Genomic DNA, 16,150 nt, shown 5'->3' with positions numbered 1-16,150 from the left:
CTATGAGTGAACTGCTGTTGCCCGCCGTCGAGCGGCTTCTGACCCCCGGCGGCCTGGGCATTGATGACCTGCCTGTGCTGCTGGCGGAACTCGCCGGGCCGGGTATCGACGCGGCCGATCTGTATTTTCAGGACCAGGTCAGCGAGTCCTGGGTGCTGGAGGATGGCATCGTCAAGGAGGGCGGCTTCCACCTGGAGCAGGGCGTTGGTGTTCGCGCGTTGTCCGGCGAGAAGACCGGCTTCGCCTACAGCAATGCGATCACCGCCGAGGCGCTGCGCCAGGCGGCGCAGGCAGCTCGTTCGATTGCCCGTAGCGGCCAACAGGGCAGCGTGCAGGTGCTGTCGCGGGCGGCCTTTGCGCCGCTGTACAGCCAGGATAATCCACTGGACGGGTTGAGCCGGGCGGAAAAGGTCGAGCTGCTCAAGCGCATCGATGTCGCCACGCGAGCGCTCGACCCGCGCATCAAGCAGGTTACGGTGAGTCTGGCCGGCGTCTGGGAACACATTCTGGTTGCCGGTATGGATGGCGGCATGGCGGCCGATGTCAGGCCGCTGGTGCGTTTCAACGTCAGCGTGATCGTCGAACAGAACGGTCGCCGCGAGCGGGGCGGTCAGGGCGGCGGCGGACGGCTGGGTTATCAGTATTTCCTCAGCGAGGACCGCGCGATGGGCTATGCGCGCGAAGCGTTGCGCCAGGCACTGGTCAATCTCGAGGCGCAACCGGCACCTGCCGGCAGCCTGCCGGTGGTGCTCGGCCCGGGCTGGTCCGGTGTGCTGCTGCACGAGGCAGTCGGCCACGGACTGGAGGGAGACTTCAACCGCAAGGGCAGTTCGGCTTACAGCGGGCGTATCGGTCAGCAGGTGGCCTCGAAGCTGTGCACCATCGTCGACGACGGTACCCTGGCCGATCGGCGCGGCTCGCTTAGCGTGGATGACGAGGGCACGCCGACGCAGTGCACCACGCTGATCGAGAACGGCGTGCTCAAGGGTTACATCCAAGACAAGCTGAATGCGCGCCTGATGGGTGTGGCGCCCACCGGTAACGGCCGTCGCGAGTCCTATGCGCACCTGCCGATGCCGCGCATGACCAACACTTACATGCTGGCCGGCGAGAGCGATCCCGAAGAGATCATCCGTTCGGTCAAGCGCGGCCTCTACTGCGCCAGCCTCGGTGGCGGCCAAGTGGATATCACCAGCGGCAAGTTCGTGTTCTCCACCAGCGAGGCCTATCTGATCGAAGATGGACGGATCACGGCACCGGTCAAGGGCGCGACGCTGATCGGCAACGGCCCGGAGGTGATGACGCGGGTGTCGATGGTCGGTAACGATCTGGCGCTGGACAGCGGCGTCGGCACCTGTGGCAAGGATGGCCAGTCGGTGCCAGTGGGTGTCGGTCAGCCGACGTTGAAGATTGACGAGATCACCGTTGGCGGAACGGGCGCCTGAAGCCGCTGGAGGCGGCTGGACGGCGCGTGGCCTGGCTTATTTCAGCCCGCGCTTGGTTTCATCGAGGTCGCGGATGTATTTGAAGATCTTGCGGCTCGCCGCCGGCGGTTTGTTGTGCGCGGCCTCATGCTGGGCATGGCGGATCAGGCCGCGCAGGTGCTGGCGGTCGGTGTCGGGGTAATCGGTGACGAAGGCTTCCAGCGTTTCGTCGTTGCCGGCGATCAGACGATCGCGCCAGCGCTCCAGGGCATGAAAGCGTTCGTTGTACTGGCGGGTGGAGGCGTCGAGTTGGTCGACCAGCGCCAGGATGGCGTCGATGTCCTGTCCACGCATCAGCTTGCCGATGTATTGGATGTGGCGTTTGCGGGCGATGTGTGCGGTGTGTTTAGGCGCATCGGCGAGCGCCTTGCGCAGCGCGTCGCTCAACGGCAGGCGCTCGATCAGGTCGGGCTTGAGTGTGGTCAGGCGTTCGCCCAGTTCCTGCAGCGCGTGCAGCTCGCGCTTGACCTGGGATTTGCTCTTCTCGTCGAAAACGCCGTCGTCGGAGTATTCAGGCATGGGGATGGTCCATTGGGAAATGCCGCCATGATAACAGCAGCCTTGCCGGGCCGGTTCTGCCGTCGGCGGGCTGAGTCACGATCGAATGCGGGGCTTGGGAGTTCTTATGAGTGAAGTAGAAGGCATCGGTCCGCAGGTTGAGCCGGGCTTGCGCGAGAAAGTCGAGCGCATCATCGAGGAAGCGCGTCGGCAGGGCGCCAGCGCCAGTGAGGTGTCGGTGTCGATGGAGCAGGGACTGTCGACCGCCGTGCGCCAGGGCGAAGTTGAAACCGTCGAGTTCAATCGCGATCAGGGCTTCGGCATTACGCTCTATGTCGGCCAGCGCAAGGGTTCCGCGAGCACCACTGGCAGCGGCGACGCAGCCATCCGCGAAACAGTGGCTGCCGCGCTGGCGATTGCGCGGCATGCGTCCGAGGACGAGTTTGCCGGACTTGCCGACGCTGCGCTGATGGCGCGCGAGCTTCCGGACCTGGACCTGTTCCATCCCTGGTCGGTTTCCCCTGAACAGGCGATCGAAACGGCGCTGCGCTGCGAAGAGGCGGCGTTCGCAGTCGATCCGCGCATCCGCAATGCTGACGGTACCAGCGTCAATACCCATCAGGGGTGCCGTGCCTACGGCAACAGCAACGGCTTCATCGGCAGCTACTGCAGCACGCGCCACAGCCTGAGTTGCGTGATGATTGCCGAGCATGCTGGGCAGATGCAGCGCGACTACTACTACGATGTCAGCCGTCGCGCCGATACATTGGCCGATCCGCTGAACATCGGGCGCCGTGCCGCGGAGCGTGCGGTCAGACGCCTGGGCGCGCGGCCGGTGCCAACGTGCGAGGTGCCGGTGCTATTTTCGGCCGATCTGGCGACCGGACTGTTCGGTCACTTTCTCGCCGCGATCTCCGGCAGCAATCTCTACCGCAAGGCGTCCTATTTGGAGAACGCCCTGGGGCAGACGCTTTTCCCCGAGTGGCTGAGCCTGGACGAGCGGCCGCACCTTGCGCAGGCGCTGGGCAGTGCGTCCTATGATGGCGATGGCCTGGCGACCTATGCCAAGCCCTTCGTGGAAAACGGTCAGCTGATTTCCTATGTGCTGGGAACCTATTCCGGACGCAAGCTGGGTCTGCCGAGCACCGCCAACGCGGGCGGCGTGCATAACCTGTTCGTCAGCCACGGCGAGGAAGACCAGGCCGCGCTGCTGCGGCGGATGGGGCGTGGCCTGCTGGTGACCGAGCTGATGGGGCAGGGGCTGAATCTGGTGACCGGTGATTATTCGCGTGGTGCCGGTGGCTACTGGGTGGAGAACGGCGAAATCCAGTTCCCGGTACAGGAGGTCACCATCGCCGGCAACCTGCGCAACATGTTCCGCCAGATCGTTGCCGTCGGCTGTGATACCGAGACTCGCAGCAATATCCGTACGGGCTCGGTGCTGATCGAGCGGATGACGGTCGCAGGGAAATAAACAGGGTGCCACGGTTGCCCTGACGAATGAGGGGGCGGAACGGCGAGTAGGAATAATCCTGCTCGCCGGGGCGCAAGGCCTATTCGCCTTCCTCGAAATAATCTTCGATCAGTGCGACCAGTGCGCCCAGGGCTGCCTCGTCTTCCTCGCCCTCGGTCTGTAGATGCAGGGCAGTGCCCTTGCTGGCAGCCAGCATCATGACCGCCATGATGTTCTTGCCATCTACCAGGGTGTCGGGGCAGCGTCCGACGCGAATGCTGCATGGATAACGGTTGGCTACGCCGACGAACTTGGCGGCCGCGCGGGCGTGCAGGCCGAGCTTGTTGATGATGGTGACGTCGCGGGCGGGCATGGGGTTGTTCGTCCTAGGCTAGGTCGCGGTGGCGAACCTGCAGATTCTTCAAAGGCGCCTTGAGCGCCTGGCCCAGGCGTTCGGCCAGGTAAACGGAACGGTGATGGCCGCCGGTGCAGCCGATGGCGACCGTGACGTAGGCGCGATTGCTGGCAGCGAAACGGGGCAGCCACTTGCTCAGGTAGCCGTGAATATCCTGGAACATCTCGTCAACATCCGGCTGCGCGGACAGGTAGTCGATGACCGGCTGATCGAGACCGGAATAGTCACGCAGCTCGGCTTTCCAGTAAGGGTTCGGCAGGCAGCGCACGTCGAACACCAGATCCGCATCTACCGGCATGCCACGCTTGAAACCGAACGACTCGATGAGAAAGGCGGTGCCCGGCTCGGGTTGGTTGAGCAGGCGCAGTTTGAGCGTGTCGCGCAGCTGATAGAGATTCAGGTGCGTAGTGTCGATCTTGAGGTCGGCGTGGTCGATGATCGATGCAAGCAGCAACTCCTCATCGCGGATCGCCTCAGCTAGCGAACGCTTGTCGTTGGTCAGCGGGTGGCGCCGACGGGTCTCCGAGAAACGCTTGAGCAGGGTTTCGTCATCGGCATCGAGGTAAATCACGTCGCAGTGGATATGACGGGAGCGTACTTCGTCGAGCAGTTCGGGGAAGCGCTTGAGCTGACTCGGCAAGTTACGTGCATCGATGGACACGGCAACCTGCGGCTGCAGCAGCTCGGTGTGAAGCAGGGCGCGTTCGGCCAGCTCCGGTAGCAGGCCGGCCGGGAGGTTGTCGATACAGTAGAAGCCGTTGTCCTCCAGCACGTCGAGGGCGGTGCTTTTTCCCGATCCGGAGCGGCCGCTGACGATGATCAGGCGCATCTACTGGCCGTTTTGCACATCGACCACAACCTGATAAAGGTCGTCGTTGGTGGGGGCCTGGCGCAGGCGTTGGCGGACGTCTTCGCGGTCGAGCATGCTGGCAATCTGGCGCAGCAGTTCGAGATGTTCATCCGTCGCCGCTTGCGGTACCAGCAAAACGAACAACAGATCGACCGGCGCACCATCGATGGCGTCGAAGTCCACCGGTGCCTCCAGGCGCAGCACAGCGCTGAGCGGCGAATTGCAGCCCGCCATGCGGCAGTGCGGAATGGCGATGCCATTGCCGAAACCGGTGGAACCGAGTTTTTCGCGGGCGATCAGGCTTTCGAAGATCGCCTGAGCATCGAGGTCGGGCAGGTCCTGCGCGATCACCTTGGCGATCTGCTCGAGGACGCGTTTCTTGCTGCCGCCTGGGACGTTCACCAGGGAACGCCCAGGGGTCAGGATGGATTCCAGTCGGATCATGATGCGAGTCAGCGAGCCACTACGCCCTGGGTGTGGTCGAGCTGCTTTTCCTTGTGCTTGATCAGCTGGCGATCGAGCTTGTCGACCAGCAGATCGATGGCGGCATACATATCTTCGTGCTCGGCATTGGCCACCACTTCGCGGCCGGCGATGTGCAGCGTGCCCTCGGCCTTCTGCTTGAGCTTTTCGACCTGCAGGATCACCTGGATGCTGATGATGCGATCGAAGTGGCGGGACAGCCGCTCGAATTTCTCCTCGACATAGCTACGCAGGGCGTCAGTCACTTCCAGATGAAGACCGCTGATGTTGATTTGCATACTGCTTCTCCTAATTGCCTGCTGCGAAGGTGGCCGGTACAGAACCTGCCGCCGAAACATTCAACCTGGCCGCACTATAGCCGCTTGCGCTCGCTTGAGGGAGCGATACCAAGCGATTCACGGTATTTGGCGATGGTACGACGGGCAACCTGGATGCCCTGTGCCTCCAGTAAACCAGCGATCTTACTGTCGCTCAATGGCTTTTTGGGGTTTTCCGCAGCGACCAACTTCTTGATGATCGCGCGGATAGCGGTGGAGGAGCACTCGCCGCCTTCGGCCGTACTGACGTGGCTGGAGAAGAAGTATTTCAGCTCATAAATACCCCGTGGCGTGTGCATGTATTTCTGCGTGGTCACGCGCGAGATGGTCGATTCGTGCATGCCTACCGCCTCGGCGATGTCGTGTAGCACAAGGGGCTTCATCGCTTCGTCGCCGTGTTCGAGAAAGCCACGCTGATGCTCGACGATCTGCGTGGCGACCTTCATCAGCGTCTCGTTGCGGCTCAGCAGGCTCTTGATGAACCAGCGCGCTTCCTGCAGCTGGTTGCGCATGAAGGTGTTGTCGGCGCTGGAGTCGGCGCGCTTGACGAAGCCGGCGTATTGCGCGTTGACCCGCAGGCGCGGCATGGCGTCCTGGTTCAACTCCACCAGCCAGCGATCGTTGTGCTTGCGCACAATCACATCTGGCACCACATATTCTGGCTCGCTGGCCTCGATTTGCGAGCCGGGGCGCGGGTTGAGGCTCTGTACCAGCTCGATCACCTGGCGTAGCTCATCTTCCTTGAGCTTCATCCTGCGCATCAGCAGGCTGTAGTCGCGATTACCCAGAACATCCAGGTAATCGCTCACCAGTTGCTTGGCCTGCTCCAGCCAGGCGGTCTGTTCGGGCAGCTGGCGCAGTTGCAGCAGCAGGCATTCGCTCAGGTTGCGGGCGCCGATGCCGGCGGGTTCGAACTGCTGGATACGGTGGAGCACCACTTCAATCTCGTCGAGTTCGACCTCGAGCTCGGGGTCCAGCGACTCGAGCACCTCTTCCAGGCTTTCTTCCAGATAGCCTTGGTCATTGATGCAGTCGATGAGGGTCGTGGCGATCAGGCGGTCGGTATCGCTCATTGGCGCCAGGTTGAGTTGCCAGAGCAGGTGGCTTTGCAGGCTGACGCCGCTTGAGGTGCGGGTGGTGAAATCCCAATCGTCATCGTCACTGCTCGGCAGGCTGCTGGCGCTGGTCTGGTAGATGTCTTCCCAGGCCGTGTCGACGGGCAGTTCGCTAGGAATGCGCTCGCCCCAGTCGCCTTCTTCCAGGTGGTCGGCGTTATGTGCGGGTTCTTCGTAACGATTGTCGCTGCTTGTCTGGCTGGCAGAGGAGCCTTCGCCGTTCTGGTCGGCGGCTTCGGCCATGGGATCGGCGTGGCTGAAGTCATCGCCGTCCTCCTCGCGCTCGAGCATCGGGTTGGAATCCAGGGCTTCCTGGATTTCCTGCTGCAGATCCAGCGTAGAAAGCTGCAGCAGTCGTATGGCTTGTTGCAGCTGCGGCGTCATCGTCAGCTGCTGGCCCATCTTCAGGACTAGCGATGGTTTCATGGCAGAGGACTTCGAACCTTATGTGCCGGCGCAACCGCGCCTATTCCCAATAGGCGCCAGGCGCCGAATGAAAGCAAATTATATGCCTGCCAGCGAAGCCTTTGCCTAGGCCAGAACTGTTGGATTACGCAAAAAACCGACGTGCCGGACCGCTCACAGGCGGAACTCGTGGCCCAGGTAGACTTCTTTGACCAACTGATTGGCCAGGATGGTTTCGGCGTCGCCCTCGGCTATCAGCTGGCCGTCGTTGACGATGTAGGCCGTTTCGCAGATATCCAGTGTTTCGCGAACATTATGGTCGGTGATCAGAACGCCGATACCTTTGGCCTTGAGGTGTTGGATGATCTGCTTGATATCGCCCACGGAGATCGGATCGACGCCAGCGAAAGGTTCGTCCAGCAGGATGAACTTGGGCGCTGTGGCCAGGGCGCGGGCGATTTCTACCCGGCGTCGTTCGCCGCCGGACAGGCTCATGCCAAGGCTGTCGCGAATATGACTGATGTGAAACTCCTGCAACAGCGCTTCGAGCGCCTGTTGTCGACCGGCGCGATCGAGGTCCTTGCGCGTCTCCAGGATCGCCATGATGTTGTCCGCCACCGAGAGTTTACGGAAGATCGACGCTTCCTGTGGCAGGTAGCCGATACCGGCGCGGGCGCGGCCATGCATCGGCAGGTGGGTGACGTCCTGCTGGTCGATCAGCACGCGCCCCTGATCGGCGCCCACGAGACCGACGATCATGTAGAAGCAGGTAGTCTTGCCGGCACCATTGGGGCCGAGCAGGCCGACGATCTGCCCGCTCTCGATCGACAGGCTGACGTCGCGCACGACCTGGCGACTCTTGTAGCTCTTGGCGAGGTGCTGCGCTTTGAGAACGGCCATTACTGCGCCTGCTCCGCCGGCTGCTCTTTCTTGCGTGGCTGGATGACCATGTCGATGCGCGGCTGCGGCGTGGTCACCGCGGTATTGGTGGCACGCCCGGCGTTGACGATCTGCCGCTGGGTGTCATAGACGATCTTCTCGCCCTCGAAGGTATTGCCTTCCTGCACCACTTTGGCTTGGTCGATCAGCACGATGCGCTCGTTCGCTGCGAAGTACTGGATGGTCAGGCCGTAAGCCTTGACGATCTCTTTGTCTACTGCCGGCTTCTGCTCGTAATAGGCAGGCTTGCCGATGGAGGTGAAGACCTCGACATCGCCATTGCCGTCCTGGGTAATAGTTACGGTGTCACCGGTGATCTTCATCGTGCCCTGGGTGATCACCACGTCGCCGCGATAGACCGCGACGCCCTGCTGGTCGTCCAGTTCGGCCGTGTCGGCCTGAACGCGGATCGGCTGGTTGCGATCTTCTGGCAGTGCCGAGGCAGTGGTACCAAGCAACAATGCGCTCAAACCGAGCAGGAGGGGGAGGGTCTTAACGCAGCTCATGCTTGCCTCTTACATTGGACAGCAGGTGCATCCTGCCATCATCCAGATACGCTTTCATTCCCGTGGCCGTCGTGACGCCGTTGGCGGCCTCGATTCTAACGGCTTGCCGGGTTTCGGCATAATCCTTCTCCGGCCACACCGTCATCCGGCTGGTGGTGAGAATGGTGGGGCGGCCCTTGGCGTCGGTACGCTCGACGCGCACCTGGTCGATCAGTTCGACTTCGCTGCCGCCAGCGGCAACTTCGCCGCGCTCGCTGCGAACATGCCAGGGCAGTTCGGTGCCGCGGTAGGCATACAGGTCGGGGCGTGTCAGCAGGCTGACATCGTTGGCTTTGAGGTGCTCCATCTTGTCCGCGGTCAGCTCATAGTGGCGCTTGCCATCCGGTTGGAACTGTACGGTGCGGGCGTTGAGCACGTAGAAATCGATCGGCGATTCCGCCGGGGCGGCCGCTGCCGGCTGCTGCATGAAGCTCTCCGGGCGGATGTTCCAGTAGCCGACCGCCACCAGTAGGGCGGCAATCAGCATCAGCAGGGCGGGAAAGCGCAGTTTGCGAAGCATCGGAACCTCTACAGGTAGGCCGATTGAGCGGCCGCCAGGTTGCCCTGGGCGTGCAGAATCAGCTCGCAGAATTCGCGGGCCGCACCCTCGCCGCCGCGCGCTCGGGTGACGCCGTGGGCGTGCTGGCGCACGAAGGCATCGGCGCTGGCCACGGCCATGCCCAGGCCGACCCGGCGGATAACCGGCAGGTCGGGCAGATCGTCGCCCAGATAGGCGACTTCAGCGTAGCTCAGTCCCAGTTCGTCCAGCAGCTCGTCGAGCACCACCAGCTTGTCCTCGCGCCCCTGATAGAGATGCTGGATGCCGAGGTTCTGAGCGCGGCGCTCGACCACGGGAGTCTTGCGGCCACTGATGATGGCGGTGCGCACGCCGGAATTGATCAGCATCTTGATGCCGTGGCCGTCCAGTGTGTTGAACGTCTTGAATTCGCTGCCGTCAGTGAGAAAGTACAGGCGGCCGTCGGTCAGTACGCCATCGACGTCGAAGATCGCCAGGCGGATGTCGCGAGCGCGCTGCAGCAGATCCTGTTGCATCACATCACTCCCGCACGTAGCAGGTCGTGCATGTTCAGCGCGCCGATCGGCAGCCCTGTGGCGTCGATCACCACCAGCGAGTTGATCTTGTGATCCTCCATGATCTTCAGCGCTTCGGCAGCCAGCATGTCGGCATTGGCTGTCTTGCCGCCGGCCGTCATGACATCGTCGATGAGTGACTGGCGCACGTCGATCCCCTTGTCGAGGGTGCGGCGCAGGTCGCCGTCGGTGAAGATTCCCGCGAGGCGTCCATCGTGCTCCACCACAACGGTCATGCCCAGCCCTTTGCGAGTCATTTCCAGCAGGGCGTCGCGCAGCGAGGTGCCGCGCTGGACTTTGGGCAGACGCTCGCCGGTGTGCATCACGTGCTCGACCTTGAGCAGCAGGCGGCGGCCAAGTGCGCCTCCCGGATGTGAAAATGCAAAATCCTCGGCGGTGAAACCGCGCGCTTCGAGCAGCGCGATGGCAAGTGCGTCGCCGAGTACCAGGCTGACGGTGGTCGAGGACGTGGGGGCAAGATTGAGCGGGCAGGCTTCCACGGCCACGCTGGCGTCGAGATTGACTGCCGCGGCCTTGGCCAGTATCGACTCGGGATTGCCGGTCATGCTGATCAGATTGAGCCCAAGGCGTTTGATCAGTGGCAGTAGGGTGACGATCTCGCTGGTGGTGCCGGAGTTGGACAGCGCCAGTACTACGTCGTCGCGGGTGATCATGCCCATGTCGCCGTGGCTGGCTTCGGCCGGGTGCACGAAGAATGCCGGGGTGCCGGTGCTCGCCAGAGTCGCGGCGATCTTGCGGCCGATGTGACCGGACTTGCCCATGCCCACGACTACCACGCGTCCCTTACAGGCAAGGATCAGCTCGCAGGCATGCACGAAGCGTTCGTCGATGCGGCTGCGAAGCTGTTCGACGGCTTCGGTTTCCAGCTGGATGGTGCGTTGCGCGGTGTCTATCAGTTGGCTGCTCTGGCTCATCGTGGGCGAGGTCGGTCGATTAAAAGGGCGGGATTATAGCGCCAATCGAGCGCGCGCTGATGAGAAAAATGCCCATGCACAGATTGCGATCGCAGCGTCGGAGGGTGGGCAAAGTCTGCGCTGGACATCTCCGGAAACCCCGGTCGGTTGGGTCGCTGTGAGGGCGGTGCTATAGTGCGCCGCCTAAAACGGTCATGGCAGAAAGTATCCCGCAGCGGTCGGGAGCCGTCTGTTTCGCAGACTGCATGCAAGGAGACCAGATGAGCGCCTGCAACGACTTCGCCGTCGAGCTGAAGGGAGTGACCTTCATGCGTGGTGAGCGAAGTATCTTCGACAACATCGATATTGCCATTCCTCGCGGCAAGGTCACTGCGATCATGGGGCCGTCCGGCTGCGGCAAGACGACCCTGCTGCGCCTGATAGCCGCCCAGCTGATGCCGCATCGTGGCGAGATCTGGGTGGCCGGCAACAACCTGCCGAGTCTTTCGCGTAGCGAACTGTTCGACATGCGCAAGCAGATGGGCGTGCTGTTCCAGAGCGGTGCGTTGTTCACCGATCTCGATGTGTTCGAGAACGTCGCCTTCCCGCTGCGGGTGCACACCCGGCTGCCGGAGGAGATGATCCGCGATATCGTGCTGATGAAGTTGCAGGCGGTTGGCCTGCGCGGGGCCGTCGAGCTCATGCCCGACGAGCTCTCCGGCGGGATGAAGCGTCGCGTGGCGCTGGCGCGGGCTATCGCGCTGGATCCGCAGATTCTCATGTACGACGAGCCGTTCGCCGGTCAGGATCCGATCGCGATGGGCGTTCTGGTGCGGTTGATCCGACTGCTCAACGATGCCCTCGGAATCACCAGTATCGTCGTGTCCCACGATCTCGCGGAGACCGCATCGATCGCCGACTACATCTATGTGGTCGGCGACGGTCAGGTGCTTGGCCAGGGCGTGCCGGCAGAGTTGATGGAGTCTAACAATCCGCGCATCCGGCAGTTTATGACTGGGTCGGCCGACGGCCCGGTTCCGTTTCATTTTCCTGCGCCGGCCTATGCTGACGATCTGTTGGGAGGCGCCGATGCGTAAGCGTTCGCTGTCGGACAGGATCGCCCTGCTCGGTCGCGCGGGGCTCGATGTGCTCGCGGCACTGGGGCGCTCGACGATCTTTCTGGTCCACGCGCTGTTCGGCCGTAGCGGGCTACGCAACGGCCTGGCGCTGCTGATCAGGCAGCTCTACTCGGTGGGTGTGTTGTCGCTGGCGATCATCGTCGTGTCTGGCATCTTCATCGGCATGGTTCTGGCGCTGCAGGGCTACAACATCCTCAGTAGTTACGGCTCGGAACAGGCGGTCGGCCAGATGGTCGCTCTGACCCTGCTGCGCGAGCTTGGGCCGGTGGTTACGGCCCTGCTGTTCGCGGGTCGTGCGGGCTCGGCGCTGGCGGCCGAGATCGGCAACATGAAGTCCACCGAACAGTTGTCGAGCCTGGAGATGATCGGGGTCGATCCGCTCAAGTACATCATCGCACCGCGCTTGTGGGCAGGCTTCATCTCGTTGCCGCTGCTGACGCTGATCTTCAATGTGGTCGGCATCTGGGGTGGGGCAATGGTTGCCGTTGATTGGCTCGGTGTTTATGAGGGGTCGTACTGGGTCAACATGCAGAACAGTGTCGACTTCCGCTCGGATGTGCTCAACGGCGTGATCAAAAGCCTGGTGTTCGCGCTAGTAGTGACCTGGATCGCGGTGTTTCAGGGCTATGACTGCGAGCCGACCTCCGAAGGGATCAGCCGGGCCACGACGCGTACCGTGGTATACGCCTCGTTGGCGGTGCTGGGCCTCGATTTCATTCTGACCGCGTTGATGTTTGGAGATTTCTGATGCGTATCCGCTCACTGGAAATGGGTGTCGGCCTGTTTCTGCTTGCCGGTCTGCTGGCGCTGTTGCTGTTGTCGCTGCGGGTCAGCGGGTTGAGTGTCGGTAATGCCGATACCTACAAGGTGTATGCCTTTTTCGACAATATTGCCGGTTTGACGGTCAGATCCAAGGTGACCATGGCCGGCGTGACCATTGGCAAGGTCACTGCCATCGATTTGGATCGCGATAGCTTCACTGGTCGCGTGACGATGGAAATACAGCAGGATGTCGACATGCTGCCGGTCGATTCCACCGCCTCGATCCTTACCGCCGGGCTGCTCGGCGAGAAGTACATCGGCATCAGTGTTGGCGGTGACGAGGAAGCGCTTGGTGATGGCGACACGATCAGCGACACCCAGTCTTCGCTTGTGCTCGAAGACCTGATCGGCAAGTTCCTGCTCAACTCGGTTAACAAGGAATAAGGAGTGCTTCGAATGATGACTGCCCTGCGTCGCGGGCTGCTGGCTCTGCTGGCCGTACTGCCGCTGTTTGCCCAGGCGGCAGTGAGCCCGCACCAGCTGATTCAGCAGACCACCGATCGGCTGCTGGCCGATCTGAAAGCCAACAAGGAGCAGTACCGCAGCGATCCTTCGGCGTTCTACGATGCGCTGAACGGCATTCTCGGGCCGGTCGTGGATGCCGAAGGCATTTCGCGCAGCATCATGACTGTCAAATACTCGCGCAGCGCTACACCCGAGCAGATGGCGCGCTTTCAAGAAAACTTCAAACGCAGCCTGATGCAGTTCTACGGCAATGCCCTGCTCGAATACAACAACCAGCAGATCCGCGTATTGCCGCCGACCGGCAAACAGGACGGCAAGCGTACCAGTGTCGGCATGGAAGTGGTCGGGCGCCAGGGCGAGGTCTACCCGGTTTCCTACACGATGGTTAACGACGGTGAATGGCGTGTGCGCAACGTGATCATCAACGGCATCAACATTGGCAAGCTGTTCCGCGACCAGTTCGCTGACTCGATGCAGAAGAATGGTGGCGATCTGGACAAGACCATCGATGGTTGGGCCGAGGTCGTGGCTCGCGCCAAGGACACGTCGGCCGGTCAGCAGGCCAGCGGAAATGAATGACGGACGCATCGAAAGCCTGCCCGGCGGAGCATTGCGTCTGCTGGGTGTGCTTGATCTGCGTACCGGTCCGGTTCTGCGTGAGCAGGGTCGGGAGCTGATTCGTGCAGAGATGGGCGCGGCGCTGGTGCTCGACTGTTCGGCGGTGGAGAAGTCCAGCAGCGTCGGCCTGTCGCTGTTGCTGGCCTTCATGCGCGACGCCCGGGCGGCACGGCGTCAGGTGCGCATCACCGGGATGCCGGCCGACATGCTGGAAATCGCCCGGGTCTCCGGGCTGCTGGACATCCTGCCGCTGGATGCGGTATCTGCGGGGGGCGACACATGAGTCTGCGCTGGGCCGAACGCATGCGCGACCAGCTTCATGGCCTGGCCGAAGCGCTGGGCAACCTGCTGGTCGAGGGGTTTCATTATCTTGCGTTGTTCGCTATCGGTGGCGTGACGGCGTGGGCGGCTTTCCTGGCCTTCCTCGGCATGGTCGAGAAGGGGCATATCACGGTCGACGATATTCTGCTGCTGTTCATCTACCTCGAGCTGGGCGCGATGGTCGGCATCTATTTCAAGACCAACCACATGCCGGTGCGCTTCCTGATCTATGTGGCGATTACCGCGCTAACCCGACTGTTGATCTCTGATATTTCCCATCACCATCGCCCGGATATGGGCGTCGTCTACGTGTCCGGCGCGATCCTGCTGCTGGCGCTGGCGATTCTGGTGGTGCGCTTTGCCTCATCGCGCTTCCCGGCGGTGCAAAGCGATAGCGGCCGCCACGCGCGGCGTCCTGAACGCGACCAGGCGGCCGAGACGCTGGAATGAGACGAACCGCGTCTCGCCAGCGCGGTTCGGGGTTCGCAGCCTCCGGGCTTTTTTGTATGATGGCCGGCCCGTGCGCGTCCTGCGCCGATCGAGGTTGAACATGCAGGCCCTAGAAGTGAAGAATTTTCTGGAAGCGAAGCTTCCCGGAGCTGTGGTGGAAGTGGAAGGCGAAGGCTGCAACTTCCAGCTCAATGTGATCAGCGACGATCTGGCCGCCCTGGGGCCGGTCAAGCGGCAGCAGCAGATCTACGCGCATCTCAATCCGTGGATCGCCGATGGCAGCATTCATGCCGTCACCATGAAATTCTTCAGTCGTGCCGACTGGGCCGCGCGCGCCTGAGCGGCGGTCGAGGCGATTCACATTCCAGGCCGCGCGCGTCGCGAAGACCGCGCCACGCCCTTCGACAGAGCTTTCCAGCCTGCGGGTTACGGGAACATTCATGGATAAACTGATTATTACCGGTGGTGCTCGCCTCGATGGCGAGATTCGCATTTCCGGCGCGAAGAACTCCGCCCTGCCGATTCTGGCTGCGACCCTGCTGGCCGACACGCCGGTCACCGTCTGCAACCTGCCGCACCTGCACGACATCACCACGATGATCGAGCTGTTCGGACGCATGGGTGTACAGCCAGTCATCGACGAAAAACTCAGCGTCGAAGTGGACGCCAGCAGTATCAAGACGCTGGTCGCGCCCTATGAGCTGGTCAAGACCATGCGTGCATCGATCCTGGTGCTCGGCCCGATGGTCGCGCGCTTCGGCGAGGCTGAAGTGGCATTGCCGGGTGGTTGTGCCATCGGTTCGCGCCCGGTAGACCTGCACATTCGCGGTCTGGAGGCGATGGGGGCGCAGATCGAGGTTGAAGGCGGCTACATCAAGGCCAAGGCACCGGCTGGCGGCCTGCGCGGCGCAACCTTCTTCTTCGATACCGTGAGCGTCACCGGCACCGAGAACATCATGATGGCTGCTGCCCTGGCCAACGGTCGCAGCGTGCTGGAAAACGCCGCGCGCGAACCGGAAGTGGTCGATCTGGCCAATTTCCTCAATGCGATGGGGGCCAAGGTTTCCGGTGCGGGCACAGACACCATCGTCATCGACGGCGTCAAGCGCCTCGGTGGCGGCCGCTACAGCGTCATGCCCGATCGTATCGAGACCGGCACCTATCTGGTAGCTGCGGCAGCGACTGGCGGCCGTGTGCGCCTGAAGGATACCGACGCCACGCTGCTTGAGGCAGTGCTGCACAAGCTGGTTGAGGCTGGCGCGCACATCGACAGCGGCAGCAACTGGATCGAGCTGGATATGAAGGGCAAGCGGCCGAAGGCCGTCAACGTGCGTACCGCACCTTACCCGGCATTCCCCACCGACATGCAGGCGCAGTTCATTGCCCTCAACGCCATCGCCGAAGGCACCGGCACGGTGATCGAGACGGTGTTCGAAAACCGCTTCATGCATGTTTACGAAATGAACCGCATGGGCGCGCAGATTCTCGTCGAAGGCAACACCGCCATCGTGACCGGGGTCGAGCGGCTCAAGGGCGCGCCGGTGATGGCGACCGACCTGCGTGCATCGGCGAGCCTGGTGATCGCCGGCCTCGTGGCCGAGGGCGACACCCTGATCGATCGCATCTACCACATCGACCGTGGCTACGAGTGCATCGAGGAGAAACTGCAGTTGCTGGGGGCGAAGATTCGCCGCGTTCCGGGCTGATAGCAATCCGCGACGCAGCGGTCGTGTTGCGCTGAAACAGGCTCGGAATGCTCGTTTACGGATTGTAGACTCCGCTTCCTGGCTTGTTCCTGTCATGCATGACGCTCGCTTGCGAGATC

General features: G+C 62.3%; 21 protein-coding genes. 10 read left to right on the top strand and 11 right to left on the bottom strand.

Annotated elements, in window-relative coordinates; translation table 11 throughout:
• The first annotated feature begins 2 nt into the window (after positions 1-2).
• Positions 3-1,445, top strand: a complete 1,443-nt coding sequence (gene tldD, locus U8L64_RS12490) for a metalloprotease TldD (RefSeq protein ID WP_333397802.1) — start codon at positions 3-5, stop codon at positions 1,443-1,445.
• A gap of 36 nt (positions 1,446-1,481) precedes the next feature.
• Here tldD and yjgA read toward each other — a convergent pair whose 3' ends face one another.
• Positions 1,482-2,003 carry a ribosome biogenesis factor YjgA gene (gene yjgA / locus U8L64_RS12485; protein WP_054093572.1) on the bottom strand — a complete coding sequence of 174 codons (522 nt, stop codon included), beginning with the start codon at positions 2,001-2,003 and terminating at the stop codon, positions 1,482-1,484.
• A 106-nt stretch (positions 2,004-2,109) separates the two neighbouring features.
• Here yjgA and pmbA point away from each other — a divergent pair, with 106 nt between their 5' ends.
• A complete protein-coding gene (gene pmbA / locus U8L64_RS12480) occupies positions 2,110-3,456 on the top strand; it encodes a metalloprotease PmbA (protein WP_333397797.1) in 1,347 nt (448 codons plus the stop codon).
• Between the two features lie 79 nt (positions 3,457-3,535).
• Here pmbA and U8L64_RS12475 read toward each other — a convergent pair whose 3' ends face one another.
• The 10 genes from U8L64_RS12475 to U8L64_RS12430 all read right to left on the bottom strand — a co-directional run bounded on the left by U8L64_RS12475 (position 3,536) and on the right by U8L64_RS12430 (position 10,531).
• On the bottom strand, positions 3,536-3,808 hold the full coding sequence (locus U8L64_RS12475; protein WP_054093574.1) for an HPr family phosphocarrier protein: 273 nt from the start codon (positions 3,806-3,808) through the stop codon (positions 3,536-3,538).
• A gap of 13 nt (positions 3,809-3,821) precedes the next feature.
• Positions 3,822-4,679, bottom strand: a complete 858-nt coding sequence (gene rapZ / locus U8L64_RS12470; RefSeq protein ID WP_043295792.1) for an RNase adapter RapZ — start codon at positions 4,677-4,679, stop codon at positions 3,822-3,824.
• On the bottom strand, positions 4,680-5,144 hold the full coding sequence (gene ptsN / locus U8L64_RS12465; protein ID WP_043295793.1) for a PTS IIA-like nitrogen regulatory protein PtsN: 465 nt from the start codon (positions 5,142-5,144) through the stop codon (positions 4,680-4,682).
• 8 nt (positions 5,145-5,152) lie between these two features.
• Complete coding sequence (gene hpf / locus U8L64_RS12460) at positions 5,153-5,461, bottom strand: ribosome hibernation-promoting factor, HPF/YfiA family (protein WP_008567313.1); 309 nt, start codon at positions 5,459-5,461, stop codon at positions 5,153-5,155.
• Positions 5,462-5,535: 74 nt separating this feature from the next.
• On the bottom strand, positions 5,536-7,041 hold the full coding sequence (locus U8L64_RS12455; RefSeq protein ID WP_043295794.1) for an RNA polymerase factor sigma-54: 1,506 nt from the start codon (positions 7,039-7,041) through the stop codon (positions 5,536-5,538).
• 153 nt (positions 7,042-7,194) lie between these two features.
• The gene (gene lptB, locus U8L64_RS12450) at positions 7,195-7,920 is read right to left on the bottom strand and encodes an LPS export ABC transporter ATP-binding protein (protein ID WP_054093575.1); all 726 of its coding nucleotides are present in this window, start codon (positions 7,918-7,920) and stop codon (positions 7,195-7,197) included.
• Positions 7,920-8,465 carry a lipopolysaccharide transport periplasmic protein LptA gene (gene lptA / locus U8L64_RS12445; RefSeq protein WP_043295795.1) on the bottom strand — a complete coding sequence of 182 codons (546 nt, stop codon included), beginning with the start codon at positions 8,463-8,465 and terminating at the stop codon, positions 7,920-7,922. Before lptA ends, lptB begins: the two co-directional genes overlap by 1 nt.
• On the bottom strand, positions 8,452-9,024 hold the full coding sequence (gene lptC / locus U8L64_RS12440; RefSeq protein ID WP_054093576.1) for an LPS export ABC transporter periplasmic protein LptC: 573 nt from the start codon (positions 9,022-9,024) through the stop codon (positions 8,452-8,454). The genes lptA and lptC overlap by 14 nt, the downstream gene beginning before the upstream one ends.
• A gap of 8 nt (positions 9,025-9,032) precedes the next feature.
• The gene (gene kdsC, locus U8L64_RS12435; protein WP_333397787.1) at positions 9,033-9,557 is read right to left on the bottom strand and encodes a 3-deoxy-manno-octulosonate-8-phosphatase KdsC; all 525 of its coding nucleotides are present in this window, start codon (positions 9,555-9,557) and stop codon (positions 9,033-9,035) included.
• Positions 9,557-10,531, bottom strand: coding sequence for a KpsF/GutQ family sugar-phosphate isomerase (locus tag U8L64_RS12430; RefSeq protein ID WP_333397784.1), 975 nt, complete (start codon positions 10,529-10,531; stop codon positions 9,557-9,559). Before U8L64_RS12430 ends, kdsC begins: the two co-directional genes overlap by 1 nt.
• A gap of 260 nt (positions 10,532-10,791) precedes the next feature.
• Here U8L64_RS12430 and U8L64_RS12425 point away from each other — a divergent pair, with 260 nt between their 5' ends.
• The 8 genes from U8L64_RS12425 (at position 10,792) to murA (ending at position 16,031) form a co-directional block, all read left to right on the top strand.
• Positions 10,792-11,607 carry an ATP-binding cassette domain-containing protein gene (locus tag U8L64_RS12425; protein WP_043295799.1) on the top strand — a complete coding sequence of 272 codons (816 nt, stop codon included), beginning with the start codon at positions 10,792-10,794 and terminating at the stop codon, positions 11,605-11,607.
• On the top strand, positions 11,600-12,397 hold the full coding sequence (gene mlaE, locus U8L64_RS12420) for a lipid asymmetry maintenance ABC transporter permease subunit MlaE (RefSeq protein WP_333397781.1): 798 nt from the start codon (positions 11,600-11,602) through the stop codon (positions 12,395-12,397). Before U8L64_RS12425 ends, mlaE begins: the two co-directional genes overlap by 8 nt.
• Positions 12,397-12,855, top strand: coding sequence for an outer membrane lipid asymmetry maintenance protein MlaD (gene mlaD, locus U8L64_RS12415; RefSeq protein WP_043295801.1), 459 nt, complete (start codon positions 12,397-12,399; stop codon positions 12,853-12,855). The genes mlaE and mlaD overlap by 1 nt, the downstream gene beginning before the upstream one ends.
• A gap of 12 nt (positions 12,856-12,867) precedes the next feature.
• Positions 12,868-13,515: an MlaC/ttg2D family ABC transporter substrate-binding protein gene (locus U8L64_RS12410; protein WP_333397777.1), complete on the top strand. Its 648-nt coding sequence runs from the start codon at positions 12,868-12,870 to the stop codon at positions 13,513-13,515.
• Positions 13,508-13,837, top strand: a complete 330-nt coding sequence (locus tag U8L64_RS12405; protein ID WP_333397774.1) for an STAS domain-containing protein — start codon at positions 13,508-13,510, stop codon at positions 13,835-13,837. Before U8L64_RS12410 ends, U8L64_RS12405 begins: the two co-directional genes overlap by 8 nt.
• Complete coding sequence (locus U8L64_RS12400; protein ID WP_156716298.1) at positions 13,834-14,325, top strand: phosphate-starvation-inducible protein PsiE; 492 nt, start codon at positions 13,834-13,836, stop codon at positions 14,323-14,325. Before U8L64_RS12405 ends, U8L64_RS12400 begins: the two co-directional genes overlap by 4 nt.
• Positions 14,326-14,425: 100 nt before the next feature.
• On the top strand, positions 14,426-14,665 hold the full coding sequence (locus U8L64_RS12395; RefSeq protein WP_333397770.1) for a BolA family protein: 240 nt from the start codon (positions 14,426-14,428) through the stop codon (positions 14,663-14,665).
• Positions 14,666-14,765: 100 nt separating this feature from the next.
• Entirely contained in the window at positions 14,766-16,031 is a 1,266-nt protein-coding gene (murA, locus tag U8L64_RS12390) for a UDP-N-acetylglucosamine 1-carboxyvinyltransferase (RefSeq protein WP_333397767.1), read from the top strand.
• Positions 16,032-16,150: the final 119 nt, after the last annotated feature.

Origin of the sequence: Pseudomonas sp. FIP_A4, assembly GCF_036701605.1 — a bacterium.
GTDB lineage: Bacteria > Pseudomonadota > Gammaproteobacteria > Pseudomonadales > Pseudomonadaceae > Stutzerimonas > Stutzerimonas phenolilytica.
Note: the sequence above shows the minus strand (reverse complement) of the source record. Positions and strands in the feature narration are given on the sequence as shown.